The organism is Campylobacter showae, from assembly GCF_900573985.1.
Taxonomy (GTDB): Bacteria; Campylobacterota; Campylobacteria; order Campylobacterales; family Campylobacteraceae; genus Campylobacter_A; species Campylobacter_A showae_E.
Genome location: NZ_UWOK01000002.1, coordinates 146434 through 164701 on the forward strand (window position 1 = coordinate 146434; position 18268 = coordinate 164701).

12 protein-coding genes are annotated in these 18268 nt (G+C 37.1%); 6 read left to right on the forward strand and 6 right to left on the reverse strand.

Going from position 1 to position 18268, the window contains the following annotated elements; all coding sequences use genetic code 11:
* Window positions 1-193 precede the first annotated feature (193 nt).
* Window positions 194-4510 (forward strand): ADP-ribosyltransferase-containing protein, encoded by a 4317-nt coding sequence (locus EE116_RS12510; RefSeq protein ID WP_163028078.1) that lies wholly within the window; start codon window positions 194-196, stop codon window positions 4508-4510.
* Between the two features lie 1163 nt (window positions 4511-5673).
* Here EE116_RS12510 and EE116_RS11500 read toward each other — a convergent pair.
* Together EE116_RS11500 and EE116_RS11505 are read right to left on the reverse strand one after the other, a co-directional pair.
* Window positions 5674-6078, reverse strand: coding sequence for a type II toxin-antitoxin system VapC family toxin (locus EE116_RS11500; protein ID WP_122874606.1), 405 nt, complete (start codon window positions 6076-6078; stop codon window positions 5674-5676).
* Window positions 6075-6827 (reverse strand): hypothetical protein, encoded by a 753-nt coding sequence (locus EE116_RS11505; protein WP_241091706.1) that lies wholly within the window; start codon window positions 6825-6827, stop codon window positions 6075-6077. Before EE116_RS11505 ends, EE116_RS11500 begins: the two co-directional genes overlap by 4 nt.
* Window positions 6828-7330: 503 nt before the next feature.
* Here EE116_RS11505 and EE116_RS11510 point away from each other — a divergent pair.
* From EE116_RS11510 to EE116_RS11530, 5 genes are all read left to right on the forward strand, one after another.
* Window positions 7331-8044, forward strand: a complete 714-nt coding sequence (locus tag EE116_RS11510) for a hypothetical protein (protein ID WP_122874608.1) — start codon at window positions 7331-7333, stop codon at window positions 8042-8044.
* A gap of 224 nt (window positions 8045-8268) precedes the next feature.
* Complete coding sequence (locus EE116_RS11515; protein WP_122874609.1) at window positions 8269-9408, forward strand: YcjF family protein; 1140 nt, start codon at window positions 8269-8271, stop codon at window positions 9406-9408.
* Window positions 9409-9530: 122 nt separating this feature from the next.
* Window positions 9531-9773, forward strand: coding sequence for a hypothetical protein (locus EE116_RS11520; RefSeq protein WP_122874610.1), 243 nt, complete (start codon window positions 9531-9533; stop codon window positions 9771-9773).
* A gap of 37 nt (window positions 9774-9810) precedes the next feature.
* Window positions 9811-10209 (forward strand): hypothetical protein, encoded by a 399-nt coding sequence (locus EE116_RS11525; protein ID WP_122874611.1) that lies wholly within the window; start codon window positions 9811-9813, stop codon window positions 10207-10209.
* A gap of 4 nt (window positions 10210-10213) precedes the next feature.
* The gene (locus EE116_RS11530) at window positions 10214-11314 is read left to right on the forward strand and encodes an HP0729 family protein (RefSeq protein WP_122874612.1); all 1101 of its coding nucleotides are present in this window, start codon (window positions 10214-10216) and stop codon (window positions 11312-11314) included.
* Window positions 11315-11353: 39 nt separating this feature from the next.
* Here EE116_RS11530 and EE116_RS11535 read toward each other — a convergent pair whose 3' ends face one another.
* Genes EE116_RS11535 through EE116_RS12885 form a run of 4 tightly spaced genes read right to left on the reverse strand, consistent with a single transcriptional unit; the run spans window position 11354 to window position 18268 of the window.
* Window positions 11354-11803: a hypothetical protein gene (locus EE116_RS11535; RefSeq protein ID WP_122874613.1), complete on the reverse strand. Its 450-nt coding sequence runs from the start codon at window positions 11801-11803 to the stop codon at window positions 11354-11356.
* Window positions 11803-12477 (reverse strand): hypothetical protein, encoded by a 675-nt coding sequence (locus tag EE116_RS11540; RefSeq protein ID WP_163028079.1) that lies wholly within the window; start codon window positions 12475-12477, stop codon window positions 11803-11805. Before EE116_RS11540 ends, EE116_RS11535 begins: the two co-directional genes overlap by 1 nt.
* A 14-nt stretch (window positions 12478-12491) precedes the next feature.
* A complete protein-coding gene (locus EE116_RS11545) occupies window positions 12492-15512 on the reverse strand; it encodes an ATP-binding protein (protein ID WP_122874615.1) in 3021 nt (1006 codons plus the stop codon).
* Window positions 15509-18268 (reverse strand): molecular chaperone DnaK, encoded by a 2760-nt coding sequence (locus tag EE116_RS12885; protein WP_241091707.1) that lies wholly within the window; start codon window positions 18266-18268, stop codon window positions 15509-15511. Before EE116_RS12885 ends, EE116_RS11545 begins: the two co-directional genes overlap by 4 nt.

Consider the following 18268-nt stretch of genomic DNA (forward strand, 5'->3'; position numbering starts at 1 on the left):
AACAATCAAATCCCCTGTTTTAAGGGGTCCCCCATATTTCCCAAAAATTGCCGTATTTTTTGGATATTTTTCCGATTTTTCCCAAATTGTGCATATTTTGACACTATTTTTCTCTAATTTTTCCCAAAACTAGGTAGATTTGAGACTGCGACTTACGCGATAATCGCTCTAAACCATATAAAAAGGAGCAATTATGGCAATCACAAGTACGGGCTATCAAGCCCCTGCAACATCTAGACAAGGCTTAAAACCTTCGGTCTACGACAAAATCATTTTAATAGGCGCGGACGTGGATCCTAGGCTTGCGGGGCAAGGGATATTTTACGCGATTGAAAAAGATATCGCGGCACAGGCCTATACTCCAGAAATTTACGCCGCAAGGCTAAAACAAAGAGGTTTTTCGGACGAGAGCGCGCAGGCTTTTACGCAAGCCTATATCCAAAAAGATATAAATATCGCCAAAGACTGGGCAAACGGCAAAGCGGCCGAAGTTTATGAAAACAATGTCCGCACGCAAGTCGCCGCCGAAATCAAGGCTAAAAACGAGATAGAGGGTGAAGGCTGGACGATGAGAGACGGCGGGGAGGCAAACCTCGAGATTTACGAAGGCAACGGCGTAATAGATTTTTCGTCAAAAATAGACGATGATTTTTTGCGCGCGAACGCTACCGAGCTTGAACCTAGCAGCAACCTGTTTGATTTTTTGGCCAAGACGAAAAATAATCCAAGTAGAGATAAAATTTTAAATCATTTTGCAAACAAAGCTGGCGAACGCGATAGCAAGGCGCTTGATCATAGGATGGCATATCTAAACTACATAATGCCTACCATAGAGGAGCCTTTGATAAAGATTTTTAGGCCTGACGGGAGGACAAGTAATATCAAACCTTTCGTATTTACGGATGTAAACAGTAAAACAAAAAACGTAAATTTTTTGAGTATCGTTACGGATAAAGACGGAAATATAGATTTTATTACGGCTTATGCGCTAAAGGACAAAAGCCAACTGCGAAGCGAAATAAAAAAGGGGATAAAAGTAGAGGTTCGTAGGGGGCTTGCTAGGACTTTCGACCCCCATTCGCGCGTTCAAGTTCCTAGCGCTACTGATGAAATTATATCCCAAAAAGGAAATTTAGTCAATGAAAAAGAAGCTAACGGACTACGAGATAGCGTTTCTAGTGTCGGCGATAATGCAAGCCGAGCAGGCGGACGACAAGCAGGCGATGAGCAAATACTACGCCAAGGCCGACGGGATACTACAAATGCTAGCCAGACAAAGCGGCCAGCCCAGAGCGATGAGCAAATGGAGCAACAATGGGCCGCTAAAGCAGATGGCCAGACTAATGCCGCAGTTGCAGGCAAGCAAGTGGTGGAAAAACAAGGAAGCAGCGCTAGCGTCGGCGGCGGAGTAGCGGCAAACTCAAGCGCTCATCTAGGCAGCGGCATGGTAGCCGGAACTCTAAACTCCGTAGACGAGGACGGAAATTTTAGCCCCGAGCGATTTGCCGCGGGATTTTTGGCCGGGCTCGTAGGCAGCAAGGCTACAGCCGTCGGCCTAAGAAAAATGACGCCGAAGCTTTATAATCAAATCCTAGGCGCGGCCGAAAAGATGCCGCAGATGGCAAACAGCAATCCAAGACTCTTAGGCAAGCTCTACTCAAACGGCAAGGACGTAAGTTTAAATTCCTTTGCCGGAGAAAAAGCGATCACCGCAAACGTCGGTAAACTAGATCAAGCTAAAGCAATGCTCGAAAAGGGCACGGACGAGGCGGAAATTTGGCAAAAGACGGGGTGGTTTAAGGATAAAGACGGGGCGTGGAAATTTGAAATAGGCGATAGCAACGCAAAGCTAAATCTGGGGTTTCAAAGCAGGGGAAGGCTAGGCGAGCTGCTAGATCACGAGGAGCTATTTAAAGCCTATCCCGAGCTAAAGGACGTTACGGTCGTAAAAATAGGGGGCGCAACACCACAAGATGCTGCATATAGCGTAAAAGACGTAGCTCAAAAAGAAAAGCGCGGGATCTACAACGTAACCTACAACGATAAGACGGCCACTTTAGTCAGACAAGACTTGCAAAAGATAGATGACGCCCTGGTTCTTGAAAAAGGCTCAAATAAAAAAGGCGGCGCCGTCCATATCAAAAAACATTTAGACCCGGGTGCCCAAGGCGCGATAACGCAAGGCGAGTTTTTAAGCGTCGGTAAAAACATAAGAGAGTATTTGCAAAAATACAAAAAACCTTTTATTGACGAAAGCGGCGGGAGAATTTATGAATGGGCCGACGGAAACGGGGTAAAATTTAGAGTAGTGGTATATGAAAAAGCGGACGGGATCTCCGCATCCCATCCAAACTCCATTATATCCTTCTACTCTAATAGAAACCTTAAAAAGCCTATGGAGTTTCGCAATCCGCAAGTCAAATACGACGTAAATTTGAAAGAGTGGCACAAGGATAGCTCTGCTATCACTAAAAACGCCGACGGAAGCCCAAAAGTGTTTTATCACGGAAGTTCGGCAAAAGACATCACGGGGTTTAAAAGCGAATTTGATAATAGCGGGGTCGGCTTTTGGTTTGCGGATAAAGATTACGCCGCAAATCACGGCGAAGGCAACCTATACGAAACGTTTTTAAGAATCAAAAATCCGCTAGATCTACGCGAAGAAAACGCAAAGTATCCTTTTGAGCTCATGCGCGAAATGCAAAGAAAAGGGTTAAGTTTAGAGCCTTACGGAAAAACTAGCAAAGAGGCTAAAGAATTTTTAAAACAAAACGGATACGACGGAATCGTTTTGGACGGGGACTATAAAGAAAGGCCTTTCGTTATCGCCTTTGATAGCGCTCAAATCAAACACGTCGACAACAATGGGAACTTTAACGATAGCCCAAATATTTACAAATCAGGGGCGGAAGGGTATTATGATCCGGCGCGTAACGAAATAGGGCTAAGTGATCTTGGCGACAAATCAACGCTAATACACGAAGTGCAACACACTATACAAGAGATAGAAGATTTCGCTAGGGGCGGAAATTTTAATACCGTATGGAACGTCGCGGCCAAAAATATCGAAAAAAAATACGAAAGCGAGCTAGCTAGGCTCGAAAAAATAAGCAATGACGCATGGCAAAAATACGCTCCGCTCCAAAAAGAATACATAAAGCTTTTTGACGACGGACTAAAAGACACCCCCGAAGCGCAAAGATTGCTAAAACAAATGCGCGCATTTGGCGATGAGGGCTCCAGGGCAGACCACGAAATAAGAGAGCTAAGGCAAGCTGCAAACGCAGAGCAAAACGCGATAAACGAAGAAGACTTGCAAGAAATTTATCGGAAAATGCATGGCGAGGCAGAAGCTAGAAACGTGCAAAATAGGTTAAATTTAGACGGGCAGACGCATCCGCACAAAACCTTTGACGTAAATCCAAACGAAACGATCGCAAGCAAAGAGGACGGTATAAGCTATAGTCGCAGAATAGAGGAGATAAAGCGCACACACCCAAACGTAGAACGCGAGCTGGACGAGAGTATAGCGGCGATGAGAAAAGAGAGCTTTAACGATTCAAATTTTAAAGATGGGTTGATAAGTAAATTTGATACGAAAGAGATAACTACCCAAGAGCTCGGCAAAAGCGTAAATCTAAGCGACAAACAGCTGGCCGTCCTAAAAAACGATATCAAAAACGCGGACTTTAAAGTAATCAGTGATAGTAAAATTTACTTTGACAAGATCGGCAAAGACGGGGATAAAAAGAGATTTTTCGTAGATATCGCGCAGGATGGAAGCCTAAGGGTAGACGCATACGCAAAATCGCAGATAGATAATATCCCCGTAAAGCAAAGCGCGCTAGAGGAGCTAGCAGGTACGGGCGACGCGGCAAGGCTAAAAAATATGAGCTTTGAGGTAAAAGCGGCGTATCGCAACGAGCTAGATCCTATCAAAAAAGAGGCGATACTAAAAACGGCGGAGTATAACGCCCTAAAGAAAGAGATGCGTGGAATATATAACACAATAAACAACGGGAAAGAGAGCACAAACATATATAAAGACCTGCAAAAGATAGAGAGCGCGATAAAGCTTGAGCAAGGAAGTAAGAAAAAGGGTGGAGCGGTGCACATACAAAAACATCTGGACCCTAGTGCAAAAGGTGCGGTTACGCAGCAAGAGGTAATGAGTATCGGCGAGTCTGTCAGAGAATATATAAAAAAATACAAAGAGCCGTTTGTCGATAAAGACGGCGGTAAAATTTATGAGTGGCAAGATAAGGACGGGGTAAGATTTAGGGTAGCGGTATACGATAAAATAAAAAAGAGCGTCGGGGCGGGGTCCACAACCCGCATTACTACAACCGACGCTTATGAAAGTATTATAACGTTTTACTCTGATAGAAATCTTAATGGACGAATGGATTTTTTAGACCCCAGGCTTAGAGCAGAAACTAAATTTGAAGAGTTTAAGGCAAAAAATTTAGACGAAAACGGGAATATCAAAGACGGGCTAAGTCTGTGCTAAACTAGTCTGCGGAGTAAAAGGGTCCCCTGCCGTAAGGCAGGGCTTCCACAAAACACAAGTTAGAACTAAAAACCTATTAACATCACAAATATAAGTAAAATCAACCAACAAAATACTGAACGAAGTAAAGGTAATTTATCACTCTTCCAAACTTCAAACAGCTCCATTAATACAAACTTTTACAGACGAATGATCTATCGCCAACAGGAGCGACAAAGGCATTACATTATAAACAAAAGAGTTTGTAATGTAATCATAATAGGATATGCAAGCAAAGATAAAAAGGCGGGGCCTAAACAAAATAAGCGGCTACTACGTAATAGTTTAGGAAAATAAGAAAAACAAGTAGGATAAAATACCTTTAAAACTATGTATTTAGAAAAAGAAGGTGTAAAAGATAATGAGACTTTTTAAGGCGCTCAAGCACTACTTCGTGGTTATGAGTCGGACGCTAATTCTTTTACGACCCTAAAAGATTATATCAGAAATTTAAAAACCGTCTATATTACATCAGAATCACACATTATTGCAACTGAAGTTTATTAAAACACTACAACATTTTACAAAGACGATAATAATATCTCTATAATATTGTTATCATATAATCATAAAAATTATCCCAAAGAATAAATCAATTTATCTTATAAAAAATAAAATACTATCCAAATTTTGAAATAAAAATATTTTTTCCCAGAGAAAAAAACAATTTTTTTCCATATTAATATAAATATTCCCAAAAAAAGAAATTTTTATCTATAGAATTTACAATCCCTTAAAAACTACAACGTCGTATAGAAATTTCATTTAAAATAAAAACTCGCTTTTTAATATTTTAATGCTATCAACATAAGATATAAAAAATTTAATAAATTATTAACAAAGCATCTGTGTTTTTATTTTTGGAGTTATTTTTTGTGCTGTTTTTTCAGAATGAAAAAACATATGCACAATAATAAAAGTTCAAAAGTTATTAACTTTTGATTTACCTATTTAAAGGCAAATTGAAAAAAAGAATAGATAAAGAAGGAAAGCTCGTATAAAAAATAGCCTCCGACCATTACAAAATCGAGCCTAGACTGCATTTTACGTTTTCCCACACGTGGGAAGATCAGTTTTCTCTCTGGGAAAAATTTGTCTTTGCCGGCAAAATTTTTCCCACAATTTTAATTTTCATCATAGTCTTTAATTGCTATGGCGATTTTAGGGAAGTTTTTATCGCTAGTATAGATTACTTCGCAGCCTTCCTTATCAGCGCAAAAATATTGTAGTGCATCTTCAAGATCAGAGTTTGAGTTTTTAGAATACTTAATTGCTTTTTTTATACCTTCGATTCCAAACGGAGATACGCACCATTTTTGAGTAACGACTTCTAAGAAATCTAAAAGTATAAGTTGCTTTTGTCGAGAATGGCGCAAATTATAATAAAGCGTACTAATACTATCTTCGCTAATGACGATAGTAGCTTGTTTTCGCATTAAATTTTGCATCAAAGCAACGGCCTTTTTGTTGTTTATCCTGTCTGTATCGATAATATCAATGATGATATTTAGGTCAAAAAATACTTTCACTGTTCTGCCTTTTGATTTAATTCATCCGCTTTTTCTGCTCTTAGTGATTTTGAATCGCCTTTAAAATCGCCCTTAAAGGCTCCGACAAACTTCATAATATCGGCAATATCGCTCTCTATGCCACTAGGAGTAGTATTTTCTTGCGTATTTTGTATTGGTTGTTGTGAATTTTCGCTTTGAGCAGCCACTTCAATAATCTCATCTTCTTCATGTTTTTTTGAAATAACAATCTCAGTTTCGCTTTTGTTGGCTGAGTGCTGAATCTGCTTGACGCTATCTACCTGAAAGCTATCTGGCGCTGCCAAAACTTTATCAAAGCCCTCATAAGCTGCATCGGTTAAAATTTCTTTTGTCATTTCTAGTGTTTCAAAGTTAAATGTTTTAACGGTTGTTTGCCTTAATTGCTTTAGATCCTTTATAGAGCCCTTACCGACGATTTGCGGATTTAACATAAAAGAGTTTTTGCCGATTATGTCAAATTTATCTTTGTCATTTTCGCTGATTTTAAAAATAGCTTGTTTATCCTCAAGCTCTTTTAGGGCGCGATACACGCTTGATTTGGCTAAAATTTTACGCTCTTCAAAATATTTAACGAAATCGCTATCGTATTTAAAAATATTTTTATAATTTACGTTTTTTATCATTACTAAAAATACGGTTCTGGCGTTGTTTGAAAGATTTTCAACTAAAAAATCTAAATTTTCTACAAAAACTTTAATAAAGGCATCTTTTGTTTGTTCTTTTTGCAAAAAACTCGTAACTATCGTCTTTACTTCACCAGTTTGGCTATCGACGATCTCTTGCGTCCTATTATAAAGCCTCGCGCTTGTGGAGCGAACTTTTTCTAGGTCAACGATTTCTTTTGCCATAATACTCCCCTGTAGTTTATTTTTTCAAAAATATACTTTTTTTACCCTTATTTGCCACTGAATTTTCCCAAAAAATGAAACTATTTTTATCAGAACCATAAAATCTTTCCCAAAAAATGAAACTACTTTTTATCAAAAAATCATTCTTTTTCCAAAAAAATAAAACTAGATTTTGAGTGATATTGAAATTTTAATACCGTTTGTAAAAAGGCGCTTGTACTAGAAAATAGATTTTATAATGGTATCAATATGCAAGTTTTTTATGATATATGTGTTTTTAAGAAAGCATTGATACGGGTATTATAAAAATATATTTTCTATGACTCAACCTGTCATTCTCTTATGTTAAATTTCCATCATTATTTAAATCTAAAGGAGCGAAAATGATAAAATACATTGTAGGTGGAGTAGCGTTAGTGACTGCTGGGTACACGCTAAGAAGATACCTCAGTAAATATGATTTTCATATATCTGCAAAGAACAAAAATCAAAACAATACAAAACAGTACGACTCGAATACAAAATGGGAATCAGCCTTAGTCTATCCCGTAGGCATGAATGATGATGATTTTTTAGAAGCTAGCGTAATGGAAAAAAGTCGTAAATTTAACGAAACGATTCACCGTCTTTTTGCGTCATTGAAAAGTTTGCAGAAAAAACTATCAAACGTAGAAAATTTGCCAGAACTAAAATCCGCTTACTCGTCTATCAGCGGCGAAAAGATCTTGAGATTTAAAGACTCCGATGCCAAAAATTTTAGTAATTTTTTTTATATATTTATAAACTCCAAAGAGGATCTGCAGATTTTGTGCGATCTAAATTTAATGATAGATTATGCATTGGAGCGCATGATAGAAAATAACATTTCTAAGATTAATACCGCAGAACAAAAGGTAAGAGATTATTGTAAATTTGATACAGAACAACAAGAGATAATCATCAAGCTAGTTGAGCTAAACAATGTTTTGGTTAAGGCATTGAGGGAGCTAAGGTCCGCTACGCAAATGATGGAAATAGCAACGATCTTTAAAGACGTAGCGGGAGTATATAAAAGATATTATGATAAGAAATTTTTTAAGGAGAAGCTAGAATGTTAAGATTATTTTTAGATTTATTTGCAGGTTATGTATTCTATCGAGTGATCAAATTTATGGCATTAAATCTTTATTTACCGGCTATAAAAGAGGTTGTCAGCATAATCTTTGGGAATAAAAAGGTAGCTCAATAGCTCCCGCTTTTGTCAAAATAAATTTATTGACAACGGGGGGGGGGGGGGTAATGCTAAAATATACAAATTTTATTTTAACAAAAGGAGAATAGTGTGGAAGCTAATGGAAATCAACAAGAAATTCAACTAGATCTAGGCGATCTCGCAGCTCAAGCAAAAGAAGTTTTTAAAGGGGCTATACAAGGTTTAAGTTCTAGATTAAACGTTTTAATAGTCGGTAAAACCGGCGTAGGTAAAAGTACGCTTATAAATGCGGTTTTTGGCGACGCAGTAGCAAAGACTGGCTCCGGAAAACCGATTACTCAAGAAATAAACGAAATAAAAGTAAATCCAAATTTTAGTATTTATGATACTAAGGGTCTTGAATTGAAAGACTTTGACGCCACTTGTGACGACATTGCGAATTTTTTGGAAGAAAATAGTAAAAAGAGAGCAGACGAGCAAATACATATAGTATGGTTTTGTGTGGCGGAGCCCGGCAGAAGGATAGAAGAGGGCGAAAAAAGACTGTTTGATATCATAAGAGAAAAAGACTATGCAGCTATAGCAGTGATAACAAAAGCCCAGCAAGATAAAGACGAGAACAAGGAAAAATTTTCAGATAAAGTAAAAGGCGAGTTTGGCGTTAATGACGAATATATGCAAAGAGTTATGGCGTTAGAGATCGAAGACGATGACGGAAACATAAAACCGCTTAGAGGCATAGACGACCTTATAAAGAAAACATACGACGCTTTACCTGAGGCATCAAAGCAAGCCTTTGCTAGAGAGCAAAAATATAACAAAGACGTAAAATACGAAGCAGCACTGGATATTATCAATACATATAGCGTAGCTGCGGGTGCTATAGCAGCTACTCCGATACCGTTTTCAGATATCGCTCTACTTTTACCTACCCAAATAGCCATGATATCTCATATTACGTATAATTACGGTTTTAAAGCCTCTGCTGAAAATATTACAAAATTAGCGACATCGTTTGCTGCCGTAGCAGCTGGAGGCTTTGCCGTTAGATTTGTGGCTGGAAATTTATTAAAATTTATACCGGCCGTAGGATCTCTTGCAGGAGGAGCGTTTAATGCAACCGTCGCCAGCTCCACGACAAAACTAATGGGTAATGCCTATCTAGCTTATTTAAACGATAATTTTGAGTTAATTTACAAAGGCGATTTTGATTTATTTTCAAATTTGACGGACACTATCATAAGAGCATACGTCGAAAAGCTAAAATAAAATCTTTACTTTTATCCAAATTCGACTCAACCTGTCGCACTTCTTTGCTATAATTTTATAAATTTGATAGTAAAGAAGTGCGATGAATTTTTACCACGAAAATTTCCAACAAAGGACATAATATGATGCGACCAAAACCATTTAAAATTTGCTGTTCCAAATGCAGCTTTGAAAAACTGATTTGGTTTAAAAGTGATGCTTTAACGGACTTAGACTTTAAGCAAGTTCCAGATGTTTGTCCAAAGTGTGGCAATGCAAAGTTTAATAGAAAAGCAATATCCATAGAAGAGGCTATCGCCAAAGAGCGCTTTGATAATATGATCCAATCTTTTAAGAATATATTTAAAAAGGTATTTAAGGGCTAAATTAGTATAATGCATAAAGATTTTTAGGAGATAATATATGAAAGAAGTTGTAGTAACAACAAAAGATGAATTAGAAAAAGCAGTAAAAGACGGCGTGGATACGATAATAGTTCAAGGCAAGTTGGTGGACAATATTAAAAGGATAAAATCCTTAAGGAATAAAAGCAAAATTATGCTTTGGACCCTTGGTGCAATTGCTACAAGTATCCCAGTGGCAACAATTGTTACTCCTGCTACTGGTGGCGTATCGATTCCTATTGCATACCTCGCTGCCACTTCAACTGCGGCCCTTACAGGAACTGAAATTGCTCTTATACTAGCTATAGCACTTCTTGGAATGTCTCTAATTTTGCAGATAATGGATAAATATGATGTTGATGGAGAGGTGGAGATTAAAGGAGTTGTAAAAATTAAATTAAAAAAGAAACAAAGTTGATAAAATGCACAACATCCTCATCCTATACAATCCCTACTACCAAAACGACGTCATCGAGCAACACCTTAAGATTTTGATATTCAAAGGCAAGGTGGCCTTTGGTAAGATAAAAAGCAAGCGGCGAGATATGATAAACTCTCACGAAGCCGAGCTTGAGCAAATTTACGAAAGCATAAATTCGAGCGACAGCGACGGCAAGTATTTGCAGCTATTTTTAACCGATTATTCAAATTTGTTCGTAGCAAAAGTTATTGCCGTAACCGATGAAGATATGAGCGAGATAGCGCCCGAGTATTATAAAGAAAAAAGGCTCGATGTAGAAAAGTGGTTTATCATAAGCGATATCAGAGAGCTAGTTAGAAATGATTTTGAGTGCGTTAGAGACGATTACCTGGCAAATTTTACCGTAAGCGGCCATACTTACGCAGTATACGGCAACGCTTACGTTTATCCCCTGATTATAAAAATAAAACAAGAGACGCGCTATTTTGAGGATGAGGGTAAATTTTATCCTGATGTCTATAAAAGCGCCGAGTTTTTAGAGATAAAGCGAAATTTAATCCGTTACTGTTTCGGACGAAGCCTAATAAATCTAATGCATCCAGATAGCATAGAAAATATCATCTCCGCCGAGATAGAATACCTTGATAATATAGCCAACCCGCTCTATGACTTTAGCTCCGTCGTGGTCAAATACTCAAAAACTATGGAGCAAGAGATCTACGCCTTCGTTAAAGTTCTCATGGAACAACTCGCAAAGATAAAGCCGTCTATATTAAATATCCCATACGAAGTTCAAGGCACTAGCTTTACCGTGAGCGATATATTCGAAAATAAGCCAAATTTGGGAACCTATAAGTTTCTTTTTAAAAATCGCCTGATCCAAGATGCGCTTGAGGGAAATTTGCTGCAAAACTACGTAACCAGAACTCTACCAAAGGTCATAACCGAGCTTCAAGATTTACGAAACGAAACTGTCCATGCCAAAGCTCCTAGCCATGCCGATGTAACAAAGCTAAGAGCAAAGATAATAGGCGTGGCTAGCGAGAGCGTACTGGCCAAAGTAGTCAAGGCTAGGGCAGAAGCGGGGAGGGCTAAGAAATAAGATATACTGGTGTAAATTTAGTTTTACACCAGATTATAATTATTTCTTTTTATGTTCCTCTGTCTTTTTGTTATAGTATATAGCCAGATACCCGTTTTCATCTTCGCTTGGCAATTTAATATCATCCATATCACACTCTTCTTTGGCAAACATATCCTCATCTTCTTTAAAGCCGACAGGATAAGATATTAGATTTAAATTTGACGGGATATCTTTTATATCCCTTTTTATATCGCTTGCCGTAAAGCTAATATTTTCTGCTATAGCGATATCGTCTTGTATCTTAAACTCTTCCTTATCGGTTAAGACAACAAAGCTAAATTTTGTATCAGATACAAATTCCACCCTATCTTTCCACCAATGCCAAAATTGTTTATAGTCAAACGTCCATTTGTCTTCGCCGTTATTTTTGTATTTTATAAAACGGCCCTCCTTAAATTCGCAAACGGATATTTGATCTTCTATGTAAAATACTAAAAAATCTCTCATTATTTTTTATTTCCCATATCCATAACCTCTTTTTGGATATCTTTTATATCCATGTCCGGGTTTAGGCTTTTAAATGTTTCCGTTAATCGATCAGAAACCATGATCTTGTCTTTTACGCTATTTAGATCGCCAGAGACATATTTCGCAAATTCGCCTAATTTTCCGTCTTTAAACGTATCTAAAATAGCATCTACGCCACGAGCGCCACCCAATTTATCTAAAGTTTCCGTGCCTATTTTTGCTAATGCAACAAATGTATCTGCTCCAATATTCATATCCTTTTTATCCTCTATGCCCTTGATTAGAACACCAGAGCCTATAGCAGTATACTTTGCCTTATCGATGTCGCTAGCATTTTTTAGCTTCTCTTCATCTATTTTTACTTCATTTTTTATATAGTTTATATAGTCTTTGTAACTATCAAAATCCTCTGGTTTTTTATCAGACGCCTCAGCTCTTAGACCTAGCTCTATAGGATCTTCCAGCTCTTCTGTCAAGCCTAAAAATTTAGCAACCATTGAGGCTATTTTTCCAACAGTTTCTAGCAATGGTCCTGCTAATTCAACTATTTTAGTTGCAAATGTAGATAAACTACTCCCTAGTGAGCTAACCGCGCTACTAATTGCACTACATACGCTACCAACAAAACTACCAATAGCACTCCAAAATCCCATGTTTGCTCCTTTATTTAAATTTGAATATACTCTTTTAAATGCCTATCCATGTAATTATCAAACAAAATCTCAATCTCTTCAGTATTCATAATTTTTTCAAAAATCAGGTTAATACACTCTTTTATGTCCTCATGTAAGCCCTCATCTTGATTTTTATAAAATTTATTAAAGATATATTTGCTTAAATATTTCACGTTGTTTGGTATTTTTTTGCGATCTATCATCTGTTTGATACCGCCTAGCACAATTTTTTCATTATCTTTAACTCGCTTTAACCACTCAACCTCAAGCGCATAAAAATCGTATTGCAAGGCTTCTTCTAAGTCTTTTACGTTTGGCACATTATTTTTACTTTCTACTGGCGGTATTATACCTTTTTTATAGTTTTGCCTGTAATAATCCAAGACATTATCTCTTAAAATTTTAGCGTCAATTACGGCTGATTTTGTGGTGCTGACATTTTCAAGTTGGGCTATTTGCACCTGAATCGGCTTGATAAAATTTGGATTAGACACTATTGCCCTACCAGTTTCCAAATTTGATAAAAACTCCTTTTGTTCATCATTTAAAGCCATTGTATTACCTATCGCCTCTTTGTCGTCTTGAGCGAAAATTTTATGCACTATTTTTGTGTTTGTGTTTTTTAACACTTCTGGCGTTAGTTTGTTTGGGATTTGATCTACTATTATTAGCGACTCTCCATATTTTCGCACTTCGGCAAGCATATCGGCAAATGTCTCTACGCCTAGTTTTTTGTTTGGGCTATCTCCTGGCATAAATTTAGAAAGAAGCCTGTGCGACTCCTCTATGAGTGTAATATGTCTAAATTCCTCGCCTTTATTTTTGTACTCTTTGTATTTTACCTTTAAGGCTTCATTTATATTTATTAATATAAAACCCATTATTAGAGATTTTTCAGCTCCGTTTTTTACCTCTTCTAGTTCTAAAACTACGTTTTTTTCAAGCAGATCGGCAAAATCTACGCTTCGTTGATTATTCAGCATAAAAGCTTTTGAGCCCACTAAAAGCCCTTGAAGTCTTGCATTTATAGAGCCTATGTAGTCTTTTTTTAGTCTTTCATCAAATCCTTGCTCTTCTACTACGATGTTTGCTTGTCGCACCAGATCCGATAGTGTCGGAAACGCAAAAACTCCATCTGCAAACGGATCGCTAAATTTATAATTTTTAGACGTCGATATATCCCAGCCATACTCTTCATAACATCTATAAAGAGCAGTCTCTATGATCTGAGGAATGGCTGCTTCCATATCAAAAGAGGCTTCGATATTTGCTTTTATCATATCTACTCTCGAAGATATACTCTCGTGAGGGAAAAATTCAAATGGGTTTATCCTAAAAGGCGCAACCCTCTCATCTCCAAGCGTAAATATAAGCAAATCATCCATATCATTTAGCATAGCCCTATACTCTGTTTTTGCCGGTTCTATAACCAAAAACGGCAAATTAGCGGACTTTAAAATTCTTTGGCAAGTAGTCGTTTTACCGCTACCTGTAACCCCAGCTATAAATATATGTTTATCAAGCCAAGCTTTATCTATAAAAATTTTTTGATTTAACTCTTTGCCGCTTTGAACCATATTGCCCAAAAATATCGCTTCGTCTTGCGATATTTGCTCTTTAATATTTAGACCAAATTCCACCTCTTCTTTTAGGGATAGTCCGACAACCTCTTTTTTTGGTAAAGTGGCTATCACGCTTAGTTCATTAGCTGACATCCAGCATGATTGGCTAGCTAAATTTTGAGATAGTAGGCTTCTTGATATCACCGCGTTTGTATTTTCTATTAAATTTATTTTAGGAATTTGAAAATTTTTTATACACTTTATCTCGTTTATATCTTTTGCAGCATTTAAATTACTAAAAATGAGCGGAGATTTATTGCTTTCATCGCCTGAGAATATAGCTCTGATAGCATTTCCAAGCTTTGTTAAATTTCCTTTTTCGTTTGACATAAGATATATGCAAGAGTCAAAAAGACCTTTATTTTTGCCGTAGTTTATGCGCTTTAATAAAACTTCGTCTATATACTTTGTAAGCTCGCTAGCCATTTTGTTGGTAAATTCAAAGCTTAAGTTGCTACCTTGATTTTTAGAGATGGATTCGCTTTTATTAAAGGACTCATTTTCGCTTTTGGTTTGTGATGTACCTGAAGTTTTACTAAAAGACGAATTTTCGCCTGCGCTTTCAGACGTTCCCCTGCTAGTGCTTGAGTTTGAAGAGCTATAACTTTCGCCTTTACTAGTATTGGTATTTATACTGCTTGAAGTATTTTTCCCTTTTTGATTAGATTCAGAATAATTAGTGCCATCAGATATTGAACTACCTTTAGTTGCCGAAGTAGATGTGCTAGTGGAGCTTCCGTCGCTATGCTGTACTGATGTTTTCGTCATCGGGGCTATATTATTATAAGCATCAAATAAAACCTTTTCTATACCAGCTATCGCCCCATTTGACATCGGTTTTGCTAGTACTACCAAGGCAAATTCGTCCCCACTCATAATGTCTATAAGTCTATCTATTCCCTGAAAATCCTCTTTATCCTTATATACGCTAGGTATGCCGCTAACTTTGGCAAATCTTTTCATTTTATCTATTTTAGAAACCAGCTCCGCTTTTTGCCCTTTTTCTACTTCGAGCACCTTACTGCCTCTAAAATTGCCTTCAATGCTAGGTTTTAAAACCCTTTTTCCTATATCATCGATATCAAGCTCGAGCTCACCCCTATACGACATATCCTTGGTTACGCCGGCATAAAAAGAAACGCCGCTACTACCGCCGACAATCAAATATACAAAAATGATCCCATCTATCCTAAGCGTGCTTATTACGTTTTCAAAGGCCTCTCTTCTAGGACTATCTTCTTCAAAGGTAAGTTCTTTTATGTGATAAAATTTAACATCGCTAATGTCTATATCGCCATCCAGTTCTAATACAGGCAAATTTTCTATTACGGCATTACCCGAGAGACTTTGCTTTAGAGCGCCGTATAGCTCTTTATTGTTTACCGTACTCATATATCTTTTCCTTGTATTTCGGTTTTATAGTCTCCGTTTTTTATACCTTCTTCGTCGGCTACTACGTATTCAAATTTACTTGGACTTGCGATCCTAATATAAATATAGCAGTTCTCGTCCGCAAACCCTGTATCTATCCTCATCTTTTTTATACCGCTATCGCTTATATCAACAGAATTTGTAGTTACCGATGCTTGCGTAGTGTAAAATACCTCAAAAATACTCTCACTAGCATCCATAAATTTGATCCAATCTCCATATTTGGCATCTCTGCTTACGACAGTATTAAATTTGCCCTTTTTCTTTTTGCCAAGATAGTATTTAAAATTTATATCGCTACCGACGTTATGATCTTTTACAAGTATGGTTCCGCCTTTTTTAGATCTTATTAATCCAAAAGCCACGCCCGTTTTCCCATTCGGTCTTTCAAAGTCACTATCGTTTTCGCCCAGCGGTCTGTAAATTTTATAAAGACCCTCAAGCGGCTTTTGAAATTCTTTTGATAAATTTTCCTCTTCTTGTGCTATTTTTTCATTGAATAGCTTTTCGACAAATGCCGATTTGCTAGAATTTCCAGCTAAAAATATATTTACTTCTTTTATAGCGCCTAAATCCACTTTTTTATTGCTAAACGCTAGCCTCAATGCTTCAAAGAAATTATCTACGCCTCTTTTTATTCTAGCTTCTAGTATCTCTAAAATTTTATTTTTATCTATATCTAGGCTAAACCCTGCTGTTTGCTTACCTTTTGTGTCTATCAAATTTACGGATAATATGCCGTCTTTATATAGTTCGCCGTCATCTTTACCTTCCCATAGCGGTCTTAGTTTTTCCATTAGCTCTTTTGTGTTTCTTCTGGCTTCTTGAGCGCTACTTATCAAGGTTTCATGACCGGCAAATTTTTCGCATTCAGGCGGCAACGTAAATTGTATTTTAGATTCAAGTAGTTTTTCTTTATTTGCTTTAAACAGCTCAAAAGCTACTAGCTCAAGCAAATTTTCGCCGCCTAGATATTTATCGCCACCGGCTCCAAAATGCTCTATCACGTAGTCGTATCTGCTATCTTTATCGGCCTCCCTATAAACGCCGAAGTCAAAATCAGTCGTTCCGCCGCCAAAGTCGAATACTCCGTAAAATACCTTCTCGTCGCCAACCGGCTCAAATTTATTTTCTTCAAGGGCGATGACGGCATATGCCGCTGGCTCGCTAGCTCCGCTTATGACTTTTAGCTTAGATAAAATTTCAGGCGTTTGAAGCGAAAGCGGTAACGACTTTTTGATACCTTTATAAAAGCTTTTTAGTATCTTTTCTCTTATATCCATCTCGTAAGTAACCGGAAAAGATAAAATGTAATCCAAAAATATCCCGTTTCGTTGATTATTTATATAAAGCCCCAGATAATAAGCATAAATTTCTATAGGATTTATATCGCCGTCTTCAAGCTCGCTAAATCCTTTTATCTCAAATTCCTTGCCTTTTCTATCAAAAATTTTTAGCTTCTTATCTCTTTGTCCAGCCCACTGTTTTAGTTCGTTTAGATAGGAGTTATATTCGCTAGATGCGCTTTGCAGCAGCGAGTTATATGCTGCATGAGATATATTTACGTCCTCCCATCTAGTATATGGCCTACCTTCTCTTGCCTCATAGTCTTGTATAAATTTACCCAGATCTCCAAAACTTATTATCGTAGGATTTTCATAGTGGCTTTTTTCTATCTTTTTGCCAAGATCGCCTATGCCTACTCTCATCGGATTTATTTTAACGGTATCCTCTTGATATACGACTACCGTGCTTTTAGTACCGAAGTCTATGCCAACTACTCCGTCTTTTATGCTACTTCTCGGATCTCTTGCCGTTAGGGAATGCTCTAGCTTTACCTCTACGCCGTCATTTTTGCTTTCATCCATCCCCCAGAGTTCCCACAGCCCAAGCCCGACATCTGTTAGCATCTTTGGCTCATACTCTTTTATATCGGCTCTTATTTTATCCTCATATAAAAATGGCTCTACAAATTTGTATCCATCTATTTTTAGGTTTTGTAGGTGCTCTAAATTTGATACTATAAATTTGCCTTCTTTAAATTCAAAAATTTGAAGTATTTTATATGCATTATTATCTTTTAGTTCGTCTATGATTAAATTTGACTTGATGAATTTATAGAAAAGCTCATTAAAAGGCACATCTTTTATACGTACTGCATCAAATATCCATATAGTACTTCCGTCTTCAACGCCAGAAGCACTCTTTTTTTCTAACTTGCTATTGTAAAGCTGTCCATAGACGTACCCAATATAGTTTTTGTTTTTTTCTTTTGGAAGCCTATGGTATATCGCTTTTATAATGCTAATGGTATCATTTTCTGATAAATTAGATTTGATATCTTGTGTGATATATAATCTTTTCAATTGACTTGCAAAAAAGTTAACGAACTTGTCTATATACGTGACCGAACCTCCAAATAAAATATCTAATTTTAACTGAATTTCTTTTGATGTATACGCTTGTGCACATATAATAGCATCTAACGCAAAATCATAAAATAGGTTTTGATCCTTGCCTATGTTTATTGTGTTTTGATCGCCCTTCTCAAGCTTCATAAACCCGCTAAAGGCCTCTTTTATATACTTCGTAAAAATATTTTTAGGACTTTCGAGGCTACTCTCGTTGCTTGTTAAAAACTCCGCCCAGCTATCGTTTATGTCCTGCTCAAGCTTTTCTTTTGGTATTTTTATTGTTTCTATCTGTTTAGTACTCAT